Consider the following 19,949-nt stretch of genomic DNA (forward strand, 5'->3'; position numbering starts at 1 on the left):
CGAGCGCCGGCAGCTCCGCGGTGGCGGAGCTACCGGCGGCCGGGACAGGTCGTTGAGGTCATGCGCAGATCGTCGCAAGGCCGTTGGTCGCGGTCAATGGACGCGTGTTACGGGCGGATGGCAGTTCTGCGAAGCCATCGCGCTGCCGTCACCGCCGACCCACCACGGTCACCGCCGGCCTCACCAGACCGGCGGCTTGCGGCTGATCCAGGGGCGGGCGCGCTCCAGTTGGGCGGAAAGGGCGATGAGGGTGGCCTCGTCGCCGTACCGTCCGCCGAGCATGACGCCGATCGGGAGCCCGGCCTCGGTCCAGTGCAGCGGGAGGCTGACTGAGGGCTGCCCGGTGGCGTTGTAGAGCGGGGTGAACGGCGTGAAGGCGGTGAGGTTGGCGAACTCCTGGGCGGGGTCGGCGTCGTCGCGCAGTCCGCCGATCTGTGCCGGGGGCTGGGCCAGGGTGGGCGTGAGGATGACGTCGTACTCCTCCTGGAGCGAGGCGACCAGTGCCCCGACGGCGCGGAAGGTGTAGAGGGCGGTGGCGAAGTCGGGCCCGGAGACGTGCACACCCTCGGCGCGCAGGTGGCGGGTGAGCGGCATGAGTACCGACTCGCGCTCGGGGTCGACCGGCTGCTGGGTCGCCATGACGGCCCAGACCTGCTCGAACACCCGGCGCAGGGTCTCGTCCGCGGGCAGCTCCAGGGGCTCGGGACGGTGGCCGAGCGAGGCGAGGAGTTCGGCGGCGCTCTCGGTCGCGGCGACGCAGTCGGGGTGGACGGCGATGCCGGGGACCGGAGGAGTGGTGAGGACAGCGACGCGGAGGCTGCCGGGTTCCCGGGCGGCGTAGTCGACGAAGGTCTCGCCGGGCGGGAGGGCCGGGGCGGTGTAGCAGTCTCCGGGCATCTGGCCGGAGAGGACGTCGAGCAGCGCGGCGGCGTCGGCGACGGTGCGGGCGATGGGGCCGCTGGTGCTCAGCCCGCTGACGTCGTAGAGGGTCGGTCCGCTGCTGACGCGACCCCGGCTGGGCTTGATGCCGTAGAGACCGCAGACGGAGGCGGGGATGCGGATGGAGCCGCCGCCGTCGCTGCCCTGCGCCAGCGGGGCCAGGCCGGAGGCGACCGCCGCGCCGGCGCCACCGCTGGAGCCGCCGGCGGAACGGTCCAGGTCCCAGGGGGTGCGGGCGGGCGGGGCCACCTGGTTCTCGGTGTAGCAGGGGAGGCCGAACTCGGGGGTGTTGGTCTTGCCGAGGAGGATCGTGCCAGCGGCCCGCAGCTTGGTGACGATGTGGTCGTCCGTGGCCGGGATGTGGTCCGCGAAGGCGGCGGAGCCCTGGGTCGCGCGTACTCCCGCGACGAAGTTGAGGTCCTTCACCGGGACGGGGACGCCGTGCAGGGGGGAGAGCGCACGGTCCTCGCGGCGCGCGCCTGCCGCTTCGGCCTCGGCCTCGACCGCCTGCTTGCGCGCGATCTCCGGGGTGACGGTGATGTACGCACCCAGGGTCGCGTTCAGGCGGTCGATGCGCTCCAGGTAGTGGTCGGTCAGCTCGACCGGCGAGAGCTTGCCGGTGCTGATCAACTCGCCCTGTTCCAGCGCGGTCAGGTCGTGGAGCTGCGTCATTGCGGATCCCCTTGTCGCGGAGTTGCGGGGTGGTGACTCTTCGCCCGCCGATCCTTGCACCGGCGGATGGGCTCGGCCAGACCCCTGGACGGCGGTACGGGGCTGTCAAGATGTCGACAAGGCGCCGCTGACCCCGTGCTGAGCTGCCTGAAGAGCGCGGATGTTCACGTACGCTCGGCGGGGAACGGCAATAGGGACAGCCAGGCAGGTACGGGCCGGGCAGGGACAGGTCGGGTATCGGGTTATGGCACGCGGCAGGCTACGGATCTATCTGGGGGCCGCCCCAGGGGTGGGGAAGACCTACGCCATGCTCGGCGAGGCGCACCGGCGGCTCGAACGGGGCACCGACATCGTCGTCGCCTTCGTGGAGCACCACGGCCGCAGCCACACCGAGGAGTTGCTGCAGGGCCTGGAGGTAGTGCCCCGGCAGCGGCTGGTCCACCGCGGCGCCGAGTTCGAGGAGATGGACGTCGACGCGGTGCTGGCCCGCAAGCCGGCTGTGGCCCTGGTCGACGAGCTCGCCCACAGCAACATCCCCGGCTCGCGCCACGCCAAGCGCTGGCAGGACATCCAGCTGCTGCTGGACGCCGGCATCGACGTGATCTCCACGGTGAACATCCAGCACCTGGAGTCGCTGGCGGACGTGGTCGAGGGCATCACCGGAGTGCGGCAGCAGGAGACCGTACCGGACGAGGTGGTCCGGCGGGCCGAGCAGATCGAGCTGGTCGACATGGCCCCGCAGGCGCTGCGCCGGCGGCTGGCGCACGGCAACGTGTACACGCCGGAGAAGGTCGACGCGGCCCTGTCCAACTACTTCCGTCCGGGAAACCTGACGGCGCTGCGCGAGCTCGCGCTGCTCTGGACCGCCGACCGGGTCGACGAGTACCTGCAGCGGTACCGGGCCGAGAACGACATCGACTCCACTTGGCAGGCCCGCGAGCGGATCGTGGTGGGACTGACCGGGGGCCCCGAGGGCCGGACGCTGATCCGGCGCGCCGCGCGGATCGCCGCCAAGGGCTCCGGCAGCGAGATCCTGGCCGTGTACGTGGCTCGCAGCGACGGCCTCACCGGTGCCTCGCCGCAGGAACTGACGATGCAGCGGGCCCTGGTCGAGGACCTGGGCGGCAGCTTCCACTCGGTGCTCGGCGACCGGCCGGCCGAGGCCCTGCTGGAGTTCGCGCGCGGCGTCAACGCCACCCAGATCGTGCTGGGCAGCAGCCGCCGCAAGACCTGGCAGTGGATGCTCGGCCCCGGTGTCGGCGCCACCGTGGCCAGGGAGTCAGGGGACGTGGACGTCCACGTCGTCACCCATGAGCACGTCGCCCGGGGCCGGGTCCGGCCGATCCGGCGGATCGCCAGGCTCGGGGTGGCCCGCAGCGTCGCCGGCTGGCTGGTCGGCGTCCTCGGCCCGCTGCTGCTGACCTGGTTCCTCACCGTCTTCGCCGGGGGGACCAAGACCGGCCACACCGACATGCTGCTCTACCTCGGTCTCACGGTGGGCGCGGCGCTGCTCGGCGGACTGTTCCCGGCGCTGGCCTCGGCGGCCGTCGGCTCGCTCCTGATCAACTGGTACTTCACCCCGCCGTTGCACACCCTGACCGTCAACGACCCGCAGAACATCCTGGCGATCGGGGTGTTCCTGGCGGTGGCGCTGTCGGTCGCCTACGTGGTGGACCTGGCCGCCTCGCGCACGGCGGAGGCGGCGCGGAGCCGGGCCGAGGCGGAGACCCTGAGCTTCCTCGCGGGCAGCGTGCTGAGCGGTGAGAAGGCGCTCCCCGCGCTGCTGGAACGGGTCCAGGAGACCTTCCAGATGGAGTCGGTCGCGCTGCTGGAGCGCGGCGAGGACTTCGGCCCGTGGACCTGCGCGGGCTCGGTCGGTCCGCGCCCGGTGAGCCGCCCCGAGGACGCCGACGTCGACGTCCCGGTGGGGGAGCGGCTGGCGCTGGCCCTGTCCGGGCGAGTGCTCCCGGCCGCCGACCGGCGGGTGCTGGGCGCGTTCGCCGCGCAGGCGGCCGTGGTGCTGGAACGGCGCAGGCTCGGCGAGGAGGCGGCCGAGGCACGGCGGATGGCCGAGGGCAACCGGATCCGCACCGCCCTGCTCGCTGCCGTCTCGCACGACCTGCGGACGCCCCTGGCCGGGATCAAGGCCTCGGTCTCCTCGCTCCGGGCCGAGGACATCCGCTGGAGCGCGGAGGACGAGGCCGAGCTGCTCGCGGGGATCGAGGAGGGCGCGGACCGGCTCGACCATCTGATCGGGAACCTGCTGGACATGAGCCGGCTGCAGACCGGCGCGGTGGTCCCGCTGGTACGCGAGTTCGACCTCGACGAGGTGGTGCCGATGGCCCTGCGGGGCGTCGCCGCCGGATCGGTGCGGACCGACATCCGCGAGGACCTGCCCATGGTCTCCGGCGATCCCGGCCTGCTGGAGCGGGCCCTCGCCAACGTGGTCGAGAACGCCGTGAAGTACCAGGGCGCCGGGCAGGTCCTGGTGTCGGGCAGCGTGCTGCACCTTCCCGACGCAGACGACCGTCTGGAGGTGCGGGTCGCCGACCACGGCCCCGGCATCCCCGACGAGGCCAAGGGGAAGGTCTTCGAGCCCTTCCAGCGTTACGGTGACGCGCCGCGCGGCACCGGAGTGGGCCTCGGCCTGGCCGTGGCCAGGGGCTTCGTCGAGGCCATGGGCGGCAGCCTCGCCGCCGAGGACACCCCCGGCGGCGGCCTCACCATGGTGTTCACCCTTCGAACAGTCCTGCAGTCCGAACTGATCCAGACACTGAAAGGCGGCCCGGAATGACAGGTTCGACCAGGGTCCTGGTGGTCGACGACGAGCCGCAGATCGTCCGCGCCCTGGTGATCAACCTGCGGGCGCGCGGGTACGAGGTCGACGCCGCGCACGACGGCGCGTCCGCACTCGAACTCGCGGCGGCCCGGCACCCCGACGTCGTGCTGCTCGACCTGGGCCTGCCCGACATGGACGGCACCGAGGTGATCCGCGGCCTGCGCGGCTGGACCAAGATCCCGGTGATCGTGCTCTCCGCACGGCACGCCTCGGACGAGAAGGTCGAGGCCCTGGACGCGGGCGCGGACGACTACGTGACCAAGCCCTTCGGCATGGACGAGCTGCTGGCACGGCTCCGGGCAGCGGTGCGCCGGGCGGCGCCGGTCGGCACCGAGCCCGACGAGGCCGTCGTCACCACCGACTCGTTCAGCGTCGACCTGGTCGCCAAGCGGGTCCAGCGCGAGGGCGCCGACGTCCGGCTCACCCCGACCGAGTGGCACCTGCTGGAGGTCCTGGTCCGCAACTCCGGACGGCTCGTCAGCCAGAAGCAGCTGCTCCAGGAGGTGTGGGGCCCGGCGTACGGCACCGAGACCAACTACCTCCGGGTCTACATGGCGCAGCTGCGCCGCAAACTCGAGGACGATCCGGCTCACCCGCGGCACTTCATCACCGAGCCGGGCATGGGCTACCGCTTCGAAGAGTGATTTCGCGCAGTGATCGGGCGGGCCGGAGAACGGTACCCTTCGGTTCATGAGTGGTGACATTCGCAGTGACCGGCCGCAGGGGCGGCTGCGCCGCATGTTCAGCCGCCTCGCGGCGAGCAGCGAGGAGCTCCAGGCGGAGGAGCTCCGCCAGCACGCAGAGGAGGCGGGCTGCACGCCCATCGCCGCCTGCCAGGACCGTCAGCAGGTCACGGTGACCGGCACGTTGCGCGCCGTGACGCTGCGCCCGCGGGCCGGCGTCCCGGCTCTGGAGGCGGAGCTCTTCGACGGCACCGACGCCCTGGACGTGGTGTGGCTCGGCCGCCGTTCCATCGCCGGGATCGAGCCGGGCCGCCGCCTGGTCGCCCACGGCCGGATCAGCCACGCGCGGGGCCGCCGGGTGCTCTTCAACCCCCGGTACGAGCTGCGCCCCGTCGGATCGGAGTAGCCGGAGTGACCCCCAGCCACAAGCGCGCCGCAGGGCCCGCCGCTGCCGCAGGACCCGCCGCTGCCACGGGAACTGGCGCAGGCCAGGCGACAGCGGTCGACACCTCGCTGATCGACGCCTTCGGCGGTGTCCGCGGCATGGTCGACATGACCGTGCCCGGATTCGTCTTCGTGCTGCTCTACACGATCACCCAGCAGCTTGGTCTCTCCGCCTGGTCCGCCGTCGGTTCCACGGTGCTGCTGGCGCTGGTCCGGGTGGTGCGCAAGGAGACCCTGAAGCACGCCTTCGGCGGGGTGCTCGGCGTGGCCATCGGCGCGTTCATCGCGATGAAGTCGGGCAACGCCGCGAACTTCTACCTGCCGTCCATGATCTACGGCCTGCTGCTCGGCGTGGTCTACCTGGTGTCGGTGCTGGTGCGCTGGCCGCTGGTGGGCGTCATGCTCGGCCCGATCCTGGGCGAGAACATGACCTGGCGTACCCGGAACCCGGGCCGGCTGGCCGCCTACACCAAGGCCACCTGGGTCTGGGTGGCGCTGTTCGCGCTGCGGGCGGCGATCCTCTTCCCGCTGTACTGGGCGAACGACGTCACCTGGCTGGGCGTCGCCAAGATCGGTCTCGGCGTACCGCCGTGGCTGGTCGCGATCTACCTGTCCTGGTTGATCCTCTCCAAGGCCCCGCCGCCGATCAAGGTGGCGCAGGAGGAGGGTGCCGTCAAGGCCACCGAGGACGATCTGTTCTCGGGGACCGTCGACGACGCGCTGCGCGAGCAGCCGCTCGCCGACCCGGAACGGCGCTAGCGCCGCCCGCGTGGACATTCGCGCATACGTGTGGGGCCGGTGACCATCAGGTCACCGGCCCCACACGTAGGTACGTGGCTGTTGTACCCGTCCGTCAGCCGTCGCTGGCGAGCAGCTGCTCCAGCTCGGCCTCGCGCTCCGCGGTGGCGACGAAGAGCAGCTCGTCGCCGCCCTCCAGGGTGTCGCTGCCGCTGGGCACCAGCACCCGGCCCTCGCGGATGATCGTCACCAGCGCGGTGTCCTCGGGCCACTGGACGTCGCCGACGCGGGTGCCGACCGACGAGGCGTCGGCGGACAGCGTCATCTCGACCAGGTTGGCGTCGCCCTGGCTGAAGCGCATCAGCCGGACCAGGTCGCCGACACTCACAGCTTCCTCGACCAGCGCCGACATCAGGCGCGGCGTGGACACGGCCACGTCCACCCCCCACGCCTCGTTGAACAGCCACTCGTTCCTGGGGTTGTTCACCCGGGCGACGACGCGCGGCACGCCGTACTCCGTCTTCGCCAGCAGCGACACGACCAGGTTGACCTTGTCGTCCCCGGTCGCGGCGATGACGACGTTGCAGCGCTGCAGCGCCGCCTCGTCGAGCGCGGTGATCTCGCAGGCGTCCGCGAGCAGCCACTCGGCCTGCGGCACCCGCTCCACCGAGATGGACTTGGGGTTCTTGTCCACGAGGAGGACCTCGTGGCCGTTCTCCAGCAGCTCGCCCGCGATGGAACGTCCCACCGCACCGGCCCCGGCAATGGCTACCCGCATCAGTGCTCCTCCGGGCCCTTCGCGAACACGGCCTCGACGGCCTCGAGATCGGTGCTGCGCATCATCATGTGCACCAGGTCGCCCTCCTGCAGCACCGTCTCCGACGTGGGCAGGGTGCCCACACCCAGTCGGGTGATGAAGGCGACGCGCACGTCCGCGGCCATCTCCAGCTTGGACAGGCGCTGGCCGATCCAGCCGTGGGAGACCGGGACCTCGGCGAGCTGTACCGCCCCGCTCGGGTCCTGCCAGTGCGGCTCGGCACCGCTCGGCAGCAGCCGGCGCAGCATCTGGTCGGCGGTCCAGCGGACCGTGGCGACGGTGGGGATGCCCAGGCGCTGGTACACCTCCGCGCGACGCGGGTCGTAGATCCGGGCCGCGACGTTCTCGACGCCGAAGTTCTCCCGGGCCACCCGCGCGGCGATGATGTTGGAGTTGTCCCCGCTGCTCACCGCTGCGAAGGCTCCGGCTTCTTCGATACCGGCTTCGCGGAGCGTGTCCTGGTCGAAGCCGACCCCGGTCACCCGCTGGCCGGCGAAGCCCGAACCGAGACGGCGGAACGCCGTGGGGTCCTGGTCGACGACTGCGACCGAGTGCCCCTGCTTCTCGAGGGTGCGCGCGAGAGCAGAGCCCACGCGACCGCAACCCATGATGACGATGTGCACGCCCGTCCTTCCGGTGTGATGTCCCGGTCGATCTTGGCACCGTCTTATCGGGTGCCCGCACCAGGGTCGCACCCCGGCGCGTGAATGACACAACCGCCGTACCCCGGCAAACGGGGTCGCTACACCCCGGGTTCCCCTCGGACCTGGCAGGACGGTCGTTCGGGGCGCTCGGGGGGCGAGCGAAGTCACATGGCGCCGAGATCAATCCGCAACGCATCGGAGACCGATCGGAGTCGATCGGCAGCCGAAGAGGGGTAGCCGCCAGTGGAATCGCAGGCGTTTTCGCACGTCAGGCTATGAATCGGTGGATTTGCTCGCTGATGATCGTCGGCTGAGCTGCCTGCGCAGGGCGCCCCGCCCGGCCCGATTTCCGGGAGGGGCGTTAAGAACGCGTCAACAAGAGGCTCTACCATCCTCAGCGTGTCCAAACTCACCGACGTTCCAAAACGGATCCTGATCGGCCGCGCCCTGCAGAGCGACAAGCTCGGTGAGACGCTGCTGCCGAAGCGGATCGCGCTGCCGGTCTTCGCATCCGACGCGCTCTCCTCCGTTGCGTACGCACCCGAGCAGATCTTCCTGGCTCTGGCCGTCGCCGGAATCACCACCATCCACTTCTCCTGGTGGGTCGGCGGGGTGGTGGCCCTGGTGATGCTGGTCGTCGTCGCCTCCTACCGGCAGAACGTGCATGCGTACCCCAGCGGCGGCGGTGACTACGAGGTCGCCACGGTGAACCTCGGGAACAACGCGGGGCTCACCGTGGCGGCGGCGCTGATGGTGGACTACGTCCTCACCGTCGCGGTCTCCACCACCTCGGGCGTCGCCAACGTCGTCTCCGCGCTGCCGTCCCTGCACGGCCACGAGGTCGCCATCTCGGTGACCCTGGTGGTCGTGCTGATGGGGATGAACCTGCGCGGGGTGCGTGAGTCGGGTACGGCCTTCGCCGTCCCGACCTACGGATTCATGATCGGCATCCTGGGTCTGATGGCGTACGCGGCCGTGCGGCACTTCGGCTTCGGCAGCCAGATGCACGCCGCGAGCTACCACTTCAACCTGGTGCCGGAGGCTGGACACACCGATCTGACCGGACTGGCCCTGGTGTTCCTGCTGCTCAAGACCTTCTCGTCCGGTTGCGCCGCGCTCACCGGCGTCGAGGCGATCAGCAACGGCGTCCCGGCCTTCCAGAAGCCCAAGAGCAAGAACGCCGCCACGACGCTGCTGATGATGGCGGTCATCGCGGTGGTCATGCTGATGGGCATCGTGTGGATGGGCAACCTGGTCGGCCTGAAGATGTCGGAGAACACCAGCCAGCTGATCGGCGCGCCCGCCGACTACCACCAGAAGACCGCGCTGGCACAGATCAGCGAGGCCGTGTTCAGCAACTTCACGCCCGGCTTCTACTTCATCGCCGCCGTCACCGGGCTGATCCTGGTACTGGCCGCCAACACGGCCTTCAACGGCTTCCCGGTGCTCGGCTCGATCCTCGCCCAGGACCGCTACCTGCCGCGCCAGTTGCACACCCGCGGCGACCGCCTCGCGTTCTCCAACGGCATCATCATGCTGGCGGCCGTGGCCGTGGTCTTCATCATCGGCTACGGCGCCGATCCCAACCGGCTGATCCAGCTCTACATCATCGGCGTCTTCGTCTCCTTCAACATGAGCCAGACCGGCATGATCCGGCACTGGACCCGGCTGCTGAAGACCGAGACCGACCCGGCGGTGCGGCGCCGGATGATGCGCAGCCGGGTGATCAACACCATCGGGCTGTCCTGCACCGCCTGTGTCCTCGTCGTCGTGCTCGGCACCAAGTTCATGTCCGGGGCATGGATGTCCTGCCTGCTGATGGTCGTGTTCTTCGTGATGATGAAGGCCATCCGGCGCCACTACGACCGGGTCTCCGCCGAGCTCGTCGCCGCCGAGGAGCGCCCCGACGAGGAGGTGCTGCCGTCCCGGGTGCACTCCGTCGTCCTGGTGTCCAAGCTGCACAAGCCGACGCTGCGGGCGCTGGCGTACGCGAAGCTCGCCCGCTCCGCGCACACCTCGACGCTGGAGGCGCTGACCGTCAACGTCGACCCGGCGGACACCCAGGCGCTCAAGGAGGACTGGGAGCGGCGCGGGATCGAGATCCCGCTGAAGGTGCTGGACTCGCCGTACCGCGAGGTCACCCGCCCGGTCGTGGACTACGTCCGCAAGCTGCGCAAGGACAGCCCGCGCGCCGTGGTCACCGTCTACATCCCCGAGTACGTCGTCGGCCACTGGTACGAGCACCTGCTGCACAACCAGAGCGCGCTGCGGCTCAAGGGTCGGCTGCTCTTCACACCCGGAGTCATGGTGACCTCGGTACCCTGGCAGCTGGAATCCTCCGAGCGACGCCGCAAGCCGGTGGAGTGGAACGCCCCAGGGCAGATCCGCCGAGGTGACCTGAACCGGGTGCAGCAGCGCACCCCCGACAAGGCAGCCGCCAACGGGGCGGACGCCGGCGACGGCAGCACCGTGAAGCACGAGAACTAAGGACAGCAACGCGTGACAGCCCCCCGCAGGACCCCTGCCGCACCCTCGGCACCCGCCGCCCCTGAGGCACCCTCCCTGGTGGGGCAGCGGTACGAGGTCGAGGTGGGCCCGGTCGCCCACGGCGGCCACTGCGTGGCCCGGCACGAGGGCCGGGTGCTGTTCGTCCGCCACGCCCTTCCGGGCGAGCGGGTGGTCGCCGAGGTCACCGACGGCACCACCTCGTCACGCTTCCTGCGCGCCGACGCGGTCGAGGTGCTCGACGCGTCCAAGGACCGGGTGAAGCCGCCCTGCTCCTTCGCGGGTCCGGGGAAGTGCGGCGGCTGCGACTGGCAGCACGTCACGCCGGGAGCCCAGCGCAAGCTCAAGGTGCAGGTGCTCACCGAGCAGCTGCGCCAGCTCGCCAAGCTCACCCCGGCCGAGGCCGGCTGGGACGGCAGCGTCGAGCCCGTCGGGGGCAAGCGAGCGGCGGGCGACGTGCCGCAGTGGCGCACCCGGGTGCAGTACGCGATCGACCCGGTGAGCGGTGAGGCCGGGCTGCGGCGCCACCGTTCGCATGACGTGCAGCCGATCGACCGCTGCCTGATCGCCGCGCCGGGGGTCACCGAGCTGGGCATCGAGGCGCGGTCCTGGACCGGCATGGCGTCGGTGGAGGCGGTCTCGGCCACCGGCTCGTCCGACCGTCAGGTGATCCTCACACCCCGTCAGGGCGCGCGACTGCCCATCGTCGAGCTGGACCGGCCGGCGTCGGTGCAGCGCATCGACGACCACGGGGGCGTGCACCGGGTCCACGGGCGCGCCTTCGTCCGCGAGCGCGCGGCGGGCCGCACCTGGCGGGTCAGCGACGGCGGTTTCTGGCAGATCCACCCGGAGGCCCCCGACCTGCTGGTCTCCGCAGTCCTTGAGGGCCTGGACCCGCAGGAGGGCGAGAACGCCCTGGACCTCTACTGCGGCGTCGGCCTGTTCGCGGGCGCGCTGGCGGACCAGCTCGGGGACGCGGGGGCGGTGCTCGGCATCGAGTCGTCCAAGCAGTCGGTGCTCGACGCCCGGCACAACCTGTCCGACCTGATCGAGGACGGCCGGGTGCGGATCGAGTGCGACAAGGTCGAGCGGCTGCTGCCGCGTACCGGCATCACCGAGACCGACCTGGTGGTGCTGGACCCGCCGCGCGCCGGCGCGGGCCGTGACACCGTGCGCCACCTGGCGGGTCTGACTCCGCGTCGGATCGCCTACGTCGCCTGCGACCCGGCCGCGCTGTCCCGCGACCTGGCCTTCTTCGCCGACGCCGGGTACCGCCCGGTCAGCCTGCGAGCCTTCGACCTGTTCCCGATGACGCAGCACTTCGAGTGCGTCGCGATTCTGGAGCCGGCGGCCGGTTAGGCCTCCCGATCTTGTCCGGTGCACTGGCTGGGTAGTGCTCTCCTGTGCCCTCTGCCGTGCCTTCTGTGTCGCTCCCGCTGATGGTCTTCTGAGGGGCCTTGCATGCTAGCGGAATCGCGCTAGCTTGGAGGTATGACAAAGAAGCAGCTGAACGTCCGGGTGGACGCCACCACGGCCGAGATCGCCCGAGCCAGGGCGGAACAGGAGGGGATCAGCATGAACCAGTACATCGAGAAGCTGGTCCAGCAGGACATGGGCGAGACGGGCCGGTCCTTCGTGGACGCCGCCGCGCAGTTCATGAAGGAGTACGAGGCCGCCTTCCTCGCCGAGTTCGGCGAGCACGAGGGGACGGGTCCGCGCCGTTGAACGTGAACGTCGAGATCGACCTGTCGTGGCTGCTCATGGTCGCGGAGCAGTACACGCCGGGGGACCCCCGGGTCACCGACTACGGTTCGCTGGTCGCCGCGGTGACCCGGCACCAGGCCGAGATCTTCGACGTGCTGGTGTACCCCGAGCCCGAGGACCGGGCCGCGGCGCTGATGCACCAGCTCATCCGGGTGCCTGCCCTGGAACGCAACAACGAGCTGTTCGCCACCGCCGTGGCCTTCGCCTACCTGGTCTCCGGCGGTGCCAGCGTCGCGACCACGACCCGGGAGATGCGCAGCCTCGCCCGGGCCATGCGTGAAGGCCGGATCGGCGTCGACGGCGCCGCGGAACGTCTCGCCGGATGGATCGTCGACCAGCTGCCCGACAGCGAGGAAGAGGCCGGCGGCGAGGACGGCGGCGAGGGCGGGGCGTAGGCGCCCCGTACCCTGGTGCCGCGACCAGGTGAGACGCCACCGGGTTGGAACGTCGAGGAACGGTGCTCGTGCTGCAGGACATCGTGGAGTACCTGGTCTGCCCCCACTGCGGGCAGGCGCTGACTCCGCACGGCGCCGTGCTGCGCTGCGCGGCGCGGCACTCCTTCGACATCGCCCGGCAGGGCTACGTCAGCCTGCTGCCCGGCGACGCGCACACCGGCACCGGCGACACCGCGGCCATGGTCGCCGCCCGTGACGACTTCCTGGGCGCGGGCCACTACGCGCCCATCGCCGACGCGCTGGCACGGGCCGCCGTCGGAGCCCGCAGCGGCGCCGACCTGGTGGTGGACCTGGGTGCGGGGACCGGCCACTACCTCGCCGCCGTGCTCGACGCGCTGCCGGCGGCGCACGGGATCGCCCTGGACATCTCCAAGTTCGCGCTGCGCCGCGCCGCCCGGGCCCACCCCCGCGCCGGAGCCGTGGTCAGCGACGCCTGGCGCACGCTGCCGCTCAGGGACGCCTCCGCCTCGCTCGTGCTCAACGTCTTCGCGCCGCGCAACGGACCCGAGATCCGGCGAGTACTGCGGCCGGGCGGGACGCTGCTGGTGGTGTCGCCGACGCCGCGCCACCTCGGTGAGCTGGTCGGTGAGCTGGGGCTGCTCGGAGTGGACGAACGCAAGGAGGAGCGGCTGGCGGCGACGCTGGGCCCGTACCTGGAGTTCGCCGGGAGCAGCGAGCAGACCTTCCCGCTCTACCTGGACCACGCGGCCGTCCGGACGGTCGTGGGCATGGGGCCCAGCGCCTGGCACACCGACCCGGCGGCGCTGGCGGAGCGGATCGCGGCGCTGCCGGAGCCCGCGCCGGTCACGGCTTCGGTGATGCTCAGCGTCTTCACTCGACCTGGTGAACCTGGCCGCGACCAGGACTGATCCCGCGTCAGGAGGGACGTTTCGGCACCTACCGGTTCGATAGCGTCCTGCGGATGAACCAGCCGATCCCCGTACGCCGAGCGACCGTGCAGGAACTTCGGCTGGTGGCGTTCAAGTCGCATGTGGGGACGGTGCTTCCGCTGGCGCCGGTCACCGTGCTGCACGGGGCTTCGGGCACGGGCCGGTCCAACGTCCTGGACGCGCTGGCGGCGCTGTCCGGGCTGGCCGGTGGAGCGGAGCTGGCCGAGGCGCTCGGCGCCGTGCGCGGTGGGCTCGCCGGCTGCGTCCCGTACGGACGGCAGGGCTTCCGCCTCGGCTGCTCGGTCGGGACGCCGCAGGGAACGGTCCGGCTCGAGGTGGCGGTCCGGATCGACGGAAGGCCGAGGATCGTCGCGGAACGCCTCACCGAGGAGCGGACCGGCGAGCGGGTGCAGGTGCTGCTCTCCACCGGCGAGGAGGACCGGACCCGCGGCCGGATCAACGCCGTGTGGCACAGCGACGGCCGGCAGGGCGACATCCGCGCGCCGCTGGCGGCGGGGAGGCTGCTCACGGCCCAGCTGCCGCTGCGGGTCGCGGGTGCGACGGTGGGCGAGCAGCGGGTGCTCGGAGCCGTCGAGGGCCTGCTGACGGCGTTGCGCGAGGTCTTCCCGATCGACCCGGTGCCGGCCCTGATGCGGGGCTGGGCGCTGGCCGGGGACGACGCGCGGCTGCGGACCACCGGGGAGAACCTGTCGGCGGTGCTTGCCCGGATCCAGGGCGAGTGCCGGATCAGGTACGGCAGGCTGGTGCAGACCGTCCGGGCCGGAAGCCCCTGCCCGGTCCAGGAACTGGGCGTGCTCAGGGACCGAGTGGACGGCCTGGAACGGGTGATGGCGGTGGTCGGCGAGGGCGAGCAGCAGCGGACCACGGCGGAGTCGATGAGCAGCGGACTGCTGCGGCAGCTCGCCTTCGCCACGGTGCTGCTGACCGGCCCCGGGGTGCTGCAGATGGCGTCGGCAGCGGAGGTGCCCGATGTCGAGCGGCTGCTCACGGTCCTCGCGGAGGACCTGGACGCGGGTCTGGCCGACGATCAGGCGGCGGAGCTGCTGCGGCTCGCGGGAGAGGTGGTCGGACGTGGGCACGTCCGGCTGCTCGCCACCACGCAGGGCGCGCCGGGCGGTGCCCCGGGGGTCCTGCTGCTGCGCTGCCGTCGTGATCCGGCCACGGGTTACAGCGTGCTGGAGGCGAGCTCCGGGACGTCGTCGACGACGGTGGGTGCATGAGGACAGGTGCTCCATGAGGACAATGGCTCCATGAGTGACGAGCGACTGGATGTCCCGGAACTGCAGAGGCGGCTGCGCGAGTTCGCGGCGGCGCGGGACTGGGGCCGGTACCACACCCCGAAGAACCTGGTTGCGGCGCTCAGCGTGGAGGCCTCGGAACTGCTGGAGATCTTCCAGTGGCTGACGCCCGAGCAGGCGGCGGCGGTGATGGACGACCCGGCGCGGGCGCACCGGGTCGAGGACGAGGTGGCCGACGTGCTGGCCTACCTGCTGCAGTTCTGCTCGGTGCTCGGGGTCGATCCGCTGGAGGCCCTCGCGGCCAAGATCGAGCGCAATGAGCTTCGGTTCCCGGCGGGGCGGACCCCGCCGTTGGACGGCTCCTGACGTCGGCGACTCCAGACGCGGGCGGTTCCTGGGGCCGGTCCGGCCGGTCCGGCTGGTCCTCGCGGGCGTGCGGAGCCGCTTCACTCGTGCGGGTGGCCGAGTTGTCCACAGCCCCCGCTTTGTCCACAGGCGAGAGGCGATCACCCGGGACCAGCTGCTTGCGGGTCCACGCTGGTCTCCTGACGGATGGTCCGTCAGGAGTTCGAGCGGGGGAGCGGCGAGATGGACGCTCAAAAGCTGATCAAGTCCACCCGGTACGGTCTGACCGAGGCGAGGAGCGTCGCGCAGGTCCTCGCCGAGTCCTGGCAGGCGTGCGCGCTGGTCGAGGCCGTCTCACTGGTGGCCGCCATGGAGCTGACGGAACAGGCGCTGCTGGAGGGAAGCGGGTGCGGTCCGGTCGAGCTCGCCAGAGCGGTCGCCGAGGCCGCGGGTCACGCCGCCGCCTGCGTGGGGCGGCCTCCGGACGACGAGGCCGGCCCCAGCCGGGCGGAACGGCTGAGCGTCCTGGCGGACCTCGCGGTCACCGTCCGCGAGCTGCGCACGCTGGTCCAGGAGACCGCCGAGGCGCTGGTCGTCCTGGCCTGCGGGGCAGCCGAGCAGGAGCTCTACTGGCGCTGCATCGACTCGGTGGACGCGGTGGCCGAATGCCAGGAACTGGTCACCCAGCTGTTGCGGGTGGTCGACCCGCTCTACCGGGAGCTGCAGCCCGCCGGTGACTGGCAGTCGGCCGAGGGCGGTGCCGAGTCATGAGCGATCCCCGCACCCTCGCGCGCGTCTGCCCGCTCCCGCTCCTGCCCGTCCCCCGGCCTGTTCCCCCGCCCGATCCTGCGCCCGATCCCCTGACCGTTCCTGCGCTCCCGCAGGGGCCGGTACTACAACGCCTGGCCACCGCCGCCGTGCGGGGGCGGTGCCTGCAGGTCGGCGTCGAGTTGCACCAGGTCCGCGTTGAGTGCGGCGATCATCTCTTCCATCTGGGCGAGCAGGTTCTGCGGGGCGGCGGGAGCGGGAGAGCCGGCGCTCGGTCCCTGCGGTACGGCGGATGCCTCGGACATGGTGGACGCGGCCCTCCTGGGTGCTGCGGACGGGCCCTGCGGGCAGTGCAGGTCCCGAGCGGGCAAACGAGCTGCCGCGCGGGCCGGTAACTGTCCGTCACACCCACGGGGGACGGGTGGGCCGCTCCGTCCGGACCTGACCGATCGTTCCGAGCACGGGTTCGGGCAGGTCCGGCCGTCGATGTGTCAGTTGTGCGCGTGCAGCTCCGCGTTGAGCCCGCCCCAGGAGCCGGTGCGGGCGATGACCTCGACTGCGCCGGTCTGCGAGTTGCGGCGGAACAGCAGGTTGTCCTGCCCGGAGAGCTCCACTGCCTTGGCGACCTTGCCGTCCGGCAGCGTGACCCGGGTTCCGGCGGTCACGTAGAGGCCGGCCTCGACCACGCAGTCGCTGCCCAGCGAGATGCCGATGCCGGAATTCGCGCCCAGCAGGCAGCGCTCGCCCACCGACACGACCTGCTTGCCGCCGCCCGAGAGGGTGCCCATGATCGAGGCCCCGCCGCCGATGTCGCTGTGGTCGCCCACGACCACGCCGGCCGAGATCCGGCCCTCGACCATCGAGGTGCCCAGCGTGCCCGCGTTGAAGTTGACGAAACCCTCGTGCATCACCGTCGTGCCGACGGCCAGGTGGGCCCCCAGGCGCACCCGGTCGGCGTGGGCGATCCGCACTCCGCTCGGCGCGACGTAGTCCGTCATCCGGGGGAACTTGTCGATGCCGTACACAGCCAGCTGGCCGCCCTCGGCGCGTACCGCCAGCCGGGCCGCCTCGACGCCATCGACCGGAACCGGGCCGATGCTGGTCCAGGCGACATTGGCGAGCAGGCCGAAGAGGCCGTCCAGGCTCTGGCCGTGCGGCTGGACCAGGCGGTGGCTCAGCAGGTGCAGGCGCAGGTAGGCGTCGTGCGCGTCCAGCGGCTTGTCGTCCAGGGAGGAGATCACCGTGCGCACCGCGACGACCTCGACGCCGCGGCGCGGGTCCGTGCGCAGCGCGGTTGCGGCACCGGCGCCGAGGGCGGCGACCGCCTCGTCGACGGACAGCCGCGCGGTGCCCGCAGGGCCGGGCTCGGCCGACAGCTCGGGGGCGGGGAACCAGGTGTCCAGCACGGTGCCGTCGGCGGCGATGGTGGCCAGACCAGCGGCGACAGCGCCGCGAGCGGAGGAGGGGGCGGTGGAAGCAGTCTCGTTCGTCACCCCTGCACGTTAACGAATGGCCGCTGCCCTTGCCGAACCGTACCGGTGCGCGGACACGGCCTGTTGACCGGATCGGTCCGCAGCCGGACCCGATCCGGCCTGTCCCTGCCTCGTATCCGCAGGCCAGACTCATCCACATGACCCGAGCACTGATCGTCATCGATGTCCAGGAGTCCTTCCGCGCCCGACCCGAGTGGGAGGAGATCAACAACCCCAAGATCGCCGAGCAGGTCAACCGGCTGGTTCGGCTCGCCCGCGACGCCGGAGACCTTGTCGTCTGGGTGCTGCACTCCGAGCCCGGCAGCGGCGGCGTCTTCGACCCGGCCCTCGGCCACGTCAGGCTGATGGACGAGCTGGAGCGCCAGGACGACGAGCCGCTGATCCGGAAGACCTCCCACAACGCCTTCACCACCACCAACCTGCAGCAGCAGTTGACCGAGCACGGCGTGCGGGAGCTGACGGTCTGCGGCATCCGCGCCGAGCAGTGCGTCGAGACCACGACCAGGGTCGGCAGCGACCTCGGCTACCAGGTCACCTTCGTCACCGACGCCACCGCCACCAACCCGATCACCCGCAACGGCGTCACGCTCAGCGCGGAGGAGATCGTCCAACGCACCGAGTTCGCCCTCGCCGACCGCTTCGCGACCATCGCCACCGTCGACGGACTGGAGCGGGCAGCGGCCGATCAGGCACGATGACCCCACTATGAGCCGCGTCCTGTTCCTGCTCGTGCCCGGCGTACACCTGCTCGACCTCGCCGGGCCCGCACAGGTCTTCTCCACCGCTGCCGACCTCGGCCACGACTACACCCTGGGCTATGTCGCCGAGCAGCCGCTCGTCCCCAGCGCCCAGGGGGTGCCGCTGCACGCCGACACGGAGTGGCCCGAGCTGGATCGGGACGACCTGGTCCTGGTTCCAGGCTGGCGTGCGGCCAGCCTGGCGAGTGACGTCCCGATCGGTCCCGGTCCTCTGCGCCGCCTGTGCGAGCACTACGACCGAGGCGGCATGATCGCCAGCGTCTGCGCCGGAGCGGACGCCCTCGGCCGCGCCGGGCTCCTCGACGGCCGCCGCTGCACCACCCACCACGACCTGCAGGAGGAACTCGCCCAGCGCTACCCGAAGGCCACCGTGGTCCGCGACGTGCTGTTCACCGTCGACGACCGCGTCGTGACGTCCGCCGGCATCGCCAGCGGCATCGACCTGGCCCTGTACCTCGTCGCCGGACGCCACGGCCCGGCCACCGCCGCGCAGATCGCCCGCGAGATGGTCGTCTTCGCCCGCCGCAACGGCCACGAGCAGCAGCACAGCGCCATGCTCCGGCACCGCTCCCACCTCGACGACACCGTCCACCATGCGCAGGACGTGATCGACGCCCGCTACGACTCCCGGCTCCCACTCGCCGAGCTCGCCGCCTCGGTGGGCGTCAGCGACCGTACGCTCACCCGTCTGTTCACCCGCGCCACCGGGCTCACCCCGCTGCGCTACCAGCAGACCCTGCGCCTGGAACGTGCCGAACACCTCATCGCCCACGGCACCACCGTCGAGCACGCGGCCCGCACCGTGGGCTTCGAGGACCCGCGCATGCTCCGCCGCCTCAGAGCACGGACGCCCGACGGCTAGTGGCACCCCGCAGAAGTCCTGCGAGGCTGGCGGCGTCTGGCACTACTTCCGCGGAGCACCACTAGGATCCGGACCATGCAGACCGGGTGGATCGACTTCGTCACCGACCCGCCGATCGCCGGGCAGCCCGAACCCGCCTGGATCCACGGCGCACCGTCGGCACGGCGTAACACCGACCCGCCGATCCAGGTCCACGCCCACGACCCGCATACCTTCCTGCTGCGGCAGAGCAAGGCGGTCCACTACGAGGGTCCTTTCGTCTTCCTGTTCCTCGGCAACGAGCGCGCGCTGCTGCTGGACACCGGTGCCACCGCCGACCCGCACCGCTTCCCGCTGCGCGAGACGGTCGACGGCATCATCAGCGGCTGGCTCGCCGAGCACCCGCGCGAGGACTACCAGCTCGTGGTCGCGCACACCCACGGCCACGGCGACCACATCGCGGGAGACCCGCAGTTCGCCGACCGGCCCTCGACCACGGTGGTGGGCGTCGACACCGCTTCGGTGGAGACGTTCTTCGGCTTCGACTCCTGGCCGGAGCAGGTCGTCCGCTTCGACCTGGGCGGGCGCGTCCTGGAGATCACCGGATGCCCGGGGCATCACGACTCGTCGATCGCGATCCACGACCCCTGGTCCGGCTTTCTGCTCACCGGTGACACCGTCTATCCCGGCCGCCTCTACACCGAGGACTTCCCCGCTTTCGTGGCCAGCCTCGACCGTCTGGTGGAGTTCGCCGGGGCCCGTGACGTCACCGGTGTCCTCGGCTGCCACATCGAGATGAGCCGCACCCCGCGACGCGACTACCCGCTCGGATCCACCTACCAGCCCGACGAGCCGGCACTGCGGCTGACGGTCGACCAGCTCGTCGCCGTGCGGGACGCCGCCCACGCCGCCGCCGACAGACCCGGGGTGCACCCCAGCGACGAGTTCATCATCTGGAACGGACCCTGCCGGGGCGAGCAGGCCAAGCAGCTCGCCCGGGCGCTCCGGGACCGCTTGCGGAACCAGCTCCGCCGGAGCTGACCCGCCGCGGTCAGGTCGCGGTCCCAGAAGGGTGCGGTCCCAGAAGGGTGCGGT

20 protein-coding genes are annotated in these 19,949 nt (G+C 71.5%); 15 read left to right on the forward strand and 5 right to left on the reverse strand.

Annotated elements, in window-relative coordinates:
• Positions 1–180: 180 nt before the first annotated feature.
• Positions 181–1,611 (reverse strand): amidase, encoded by a 1,431-nt coding sequence (locus ABIA33_RS12845; protein ID WP_370080634.1) that lies wholly within the window; start codon positions 1,609–1,611, stop codon positions 181–183.
• 244 nt (positions 1,612–1,855) lie between these two features.
• On the opposite strand from ABIA33_RS12845, the gene ABIA33_RS12850 reads away from it, so the two are divergent.
• The 4 genes from ABIA33_RS12850 to ABIA33_RS12865 are packed head-to-tail and all read left to right on the forward strand — an operon-like array spanning position 1,856 to position 6,336.
• Positions 1,856–4,405 carry an ATP-binding protein gene (locus ABIA33_RS12850; RefSeq protein WP_370080636.1) on the forward strand — a complete coding sequence of 850 codons (2,550 nt, stop codon included), beginning with the start codon at positions 1,856–1,858 and terminating at the stop codon, positions 4,403–4,405.
• Entirely contained in the window at positions 4,402–5,094 is a 693-nt protein-coding gene (locus tag ABIA33_RS12855) for a response regulator (RefSeq protein WP_370080638.1), read from the forward strand. Before ABIA33_RS12850 ends, ABIA33_RS12855 begins: the two co-directional genes overlap by 4 nt.
• A gap of 46 nt (positions 5,095–5,140) precedes the next feature.
• Positions 5,141–5,539 carry an OB-fold nucleic acid binding domain-containing protein gene (locus tag ABIA33_RS12860; RefSeq protein WP_370080640.1) on the forward strand — a complete coding sequence of 133 codons (399 nt, stop codon included), beginning with the start codon at positions 5,141–5,143 and terminating at the stop codon, positions 5,537–5,539.
• 5 nt (positions 5,540–5,544) lie between these two features.
• The gene (locus tag ABIA33_RS12865) at positions 5,545–6,336 is read left to right on the forward strand and encodes a DUF3159 domain-containing protein (protein WP_370080642.1); all 792 of its coding nucleotides are present in this window, start codon (positions 5,545–5,547) and stop codon (positions 6,334–6,336) included.
• Between the two features lie 94 nt (positions 6,337–6,430).
• Here ABIA33_RS12865 and ABIA33_RS12870 read toward each other — a convergent pair whose 3' ends face one another.
• Positions 6,431–7,093 (reverse strand): TrkA family potassium uptake protein, encoded by a 663-nt coding sequence (locus ABIA33_RS12870; RefSeq protein WP_370080644.1) that lies wholly within the window; start codon positions 7,091–7,093, stop codon positions 6,431–6,433.
• Positions 7,093–7,755 carry a TrkA family potassium uptake protein gene (locus ABIA33_RS12875; protein WP_370080646.1) on the reverse strand — a complete coding sequence of 221 codons (663 nt, stop codon included), beginning with the start codon at positions 7,753–7,755 and terminating at the stop codon, positions 7,093–7,095. Before ABIA33_RS12875 ends, ABIA33_RS12870 begins: the two co-directional genes overlap by 1 nt.
• Positions 7,756–8,175: 420 nt before the next feature.
• Here ABIA33_RS12875 and ABIA33_RS12880 point away from each other — a divergent pair, with 420 nt between their 5' ends.
• The 8 genes from ABIA33_RS12880 to ABIA33_RS12915 all read left to right on the forward strand — a co-directional run bounded on the left by ABIA33_RS12880 (position 8,176) and on the right by ABIA33_RS12915 (position 15,765).
• Positions 8,176–10,263 (forward strand): APC family permease, encoded by a 2,088-nt coding sequence (locus ABIA33_RS12880; protein ID WP_370080648.1) that lies wholly within the window; start codon positions 8,176–8,178, stop codon positions 10,261–10,263.
• A 12-nt stretch (positions 10,264–10,275) separates the two neighbouring features.
• A complete protein-coding gene (locus ABIA33_RS12885) occupies positions 10,276–11,640 on the forward strand; it encodes a class I SAM-dependent RNA methyltransferase (protein WP_370080650.1) in 1,365 nt (454 codons plus the stop codon).
• A 132-nt stretch (positions 11,641–11,772) separates the two neighbouring features.
• Positions 11,773–12,006 (forward strand): toxin-antitoxin system HicB family antitoxin, encoded by a 234-nt coding sequence (locus ABIA33_RS12890; protein WP_370080652.1) that lies wholly within the window; start codon positions 11,773–11,775, stop codon positions 12,004–12,006.
• A 2-nt stretch (positions 12,007–12,008) separates the two neighbouring features.
• Positions 12,009–12,440: a fic family toxin-antitoxin system, toxin component gene (locus ABIA33_RS12895; protein ID WP_370080934.1), complete on the forward strand. Its 432-nt coding sequence runs from the start codon at positions 12,009–12,011 to the stop codon at positions 12,438–12,440.
• 68 nt (positions 12,441–12,508) lie between these two features.
• Positions 12,509–13,369, forward strand: a complete 861-nt coding sequence (locus tag ABIA33_RS12900) for a putative RNA methyltransferase (protein WP_370080654.1) — start codon at positions 12,509–12,511, stop codon at positions 13,367–13,369.
• 53 nt (positions 13,370–13,422) lie between these two features.
• Positions 13,423–14,631, forward strand: a complete 1,209-nt coding sequence (locus ABIA33_RS12905; protein ID WP_370080656.1) for an AAA family ATPase — start codon at positions 13,423–13,425, stop codon at positions 14,629–14,631.
• A gap of 30 nt (positions 14,632–14,661) precedes the next feature.
• Positions 14,662–15,015, forward strand: a complete 354-nt coding sequence (locus ABIA33_RS12910; protein WP_370080658.1) for a nucleotide pyrophosphohydrolase — start codon at positions 14,662–14,664, stop codon at positions 15,013–15,015.
• Positions 15,016–15,237: 222 nt separating this feature from the next.
• Positions 15,238–15,765 (forward strand): DUF6099 family protein, encoded by a 528-nt coding sequence (locus ABIA33_RS12915; RefSeq protein WP_370080660.1) that lies wholly within the window; start codon positions 15,238–15,240, stop codon positions 15,763–15,765.
• 122 nt (positions 15,766–15,887) lie between these two features.
• Here ABIA33_RS12915 and ABIA33_RS12920 read toward each other — a convergent pair whose 3' ends face one another.
• Together ABIA33_RS12920 and dapD are read right to left on the reverse strand one after the other, a co-directional pair.
• Positions 15,888–16,067 (reverse strand): hypothetical protein, encoded by a 180-nt coding sequence (locus tag ABIA33_RS12920; protein ID WP_370080662.1) that lies wholly within the window; start codon positions 16,065–16,067, stop codon positions 15,888–15,890.
• A gap of 186 nt (positions 16,068–16,253) precedes the next feature.
• Positions 16,254–17,255 (reverse strand): 2,3,4,5-tetrahydropyridine-2,6-dicarboxylate N-succinyltransferase, encoded by a 1,002-nt coding sequence (gene dapD / locus ABIA33_RS12925; protein WP_370080664.1) that lies wholly within the window; start codon positions 17,253–17,255, stop codon positions 16,254–16,256.
• 137 nt (positions 17,256–17,392) lie between these two features.
• On the opposite strand from dapD, the gene ABIA33_RS12930 reads away from it, so the two are divergent.
• From ABIA33_RS12930 to ABIA33_RS12940, 3 genes are all read left to right on the forward strand, one after another.
• A complete protein-coding gene (locus tag ABIA33_RS12930; protein WP_370080666.1) occupies positions 17,393–17,953 on the forward strand; it encodes a cysteine hydrolase family protein in 561 nt (186 codons plus the stop codon).
• Positions 17,954–17,960: 7 nt separating this feature from the next.
• Positions 17,961–18,875, forward strand: a complete 915-nt coding sequence (locus ABIA33_RS12935) for a GlxA family transcriptional regulator (RefSeq protein WP_370080668.1) — start codon at positions 17,961–17,963, stop codon at positions 18,873–18,875.
• 75 nt (positions 18,876–18,950) lie between these two features.
• Positions 18,951–19,895, forward strand: a complete 945-nt coding sequence (locus ABIA33_RS12940) for an MBL fold metallo-hydrolase (protein ID WP_370080670.1) — start codon at positions 18,951–18,953, stop codon at positions 19,893–19,895.
• Positions 19,896–19,949 lie beyond the last annotated feature (54 nt).

Origin of the sequence: Streptacidiphilus sp. MAP12-16, from assembly GCF_041262165.1 — a bacterium.
GTDB lineage: Bacteria > Actinomycetota > Actinomycetes > Streptomycetales > Streptomycetaceae > Streptacidiphilus.

Excerpts from the sequence above, each read along its gene's own strand:
- ABIA33_RS12845 (WP_370080634.1), bottom strand. The coding sequence starts at position 1,611 with ATGACGCAGCTCCACGACCTGACCGCGCTGGAACAGGGCGAGTTGATC.
- ABIA33_RS12910 (WP_370080658.1), top strand. The coding sequence starts at position 14,662 with ATGAGTGACGAGCGACTGGATGTCCCGGAACTGCAGAGGCGGCTGCGC.
- ABIA33_RS12855 (WP_370080638.1), top strand. The coding sequence starts at position 4,402 with ATGACAGGTTCGACCAGGGTCCTGGTGGTCGACGACGAGCCGCAGATC.
- ABIA33_RS12940 (WP_370080670.1), top strand. The coding sequence starts at position 18,951 with ATGCAGACCGGGTGGATCGACTTCGTCACCGACCCGCCGATCGCCGGG.
- ABIA33_RS12860 (WP_370080640.1), top strand. The coding sequence starts at position 5,141 with ATGAGTGGTGACATTCGCAGTGACCGGCCGCAGGGGCGGCTGCGCCGC.
- ABIA33_RS12850 (WP_370080636.1), top strand. The coding sequence starts at position 1,856 with ATGGCACGCGGCAGGCTACGGATCTATCTGGGGGCCGCCCCAGGGGTG.
- ABIA33_RS12890 (WP_370080652.1), top strand. The coding sequence starts at position 11,773 with ATGACAAAGAAGCAGCTGAACGTCCGGGTGGACGCCACCACGGCCGAG.
- ABIA33_RS12935 (WP_370080668.1), top strand. The coding sequence starts at position 17,961 with ATGAGCCGCGTCCTGTTCCTGCTCGTGCCCGGCGTACACCTGCTCGAC.
- ABIA33_RS12930 (WP_370080666.1), top strand. The coding sequence starts at position 17,393 with ATGACCCGAGCACTGATCGTCATCGATGTCCAGGAGTCCTTCCGCGCC.
- ABIA33_RS12870 (WP_370080644.1), bottom strand. The coding sequence starts at position 7,093 with ATGCGGGTAGCCATTGCCGGGGCCGGTGCGGTGGGACGTTCCATCGCG.
- ABIA33_RS12915 (WP_370080660.1), top strand. The coding sequence starts at position 15,238 with ATGGACGCTCAAAAGCTGATCAAGTCCACCCGGTACGGTCTGACCGAG.
- ABIA33_RS12905 (WP_370080656.1), top strand. The coding sequence starts at position 13,423 with ATGAACCAGCCGATCCCCGTACGCCGAGCGACCGTGCAGGAACTTCGG.
- ABIA33_RS12920 (WP_370080662.1), bottom strand. The coding sequence starts at position 16,067 with ATGTCCGAGGCATCCGCCGTACCGCAGGGACCGAGCGCCGGCTCTCCC.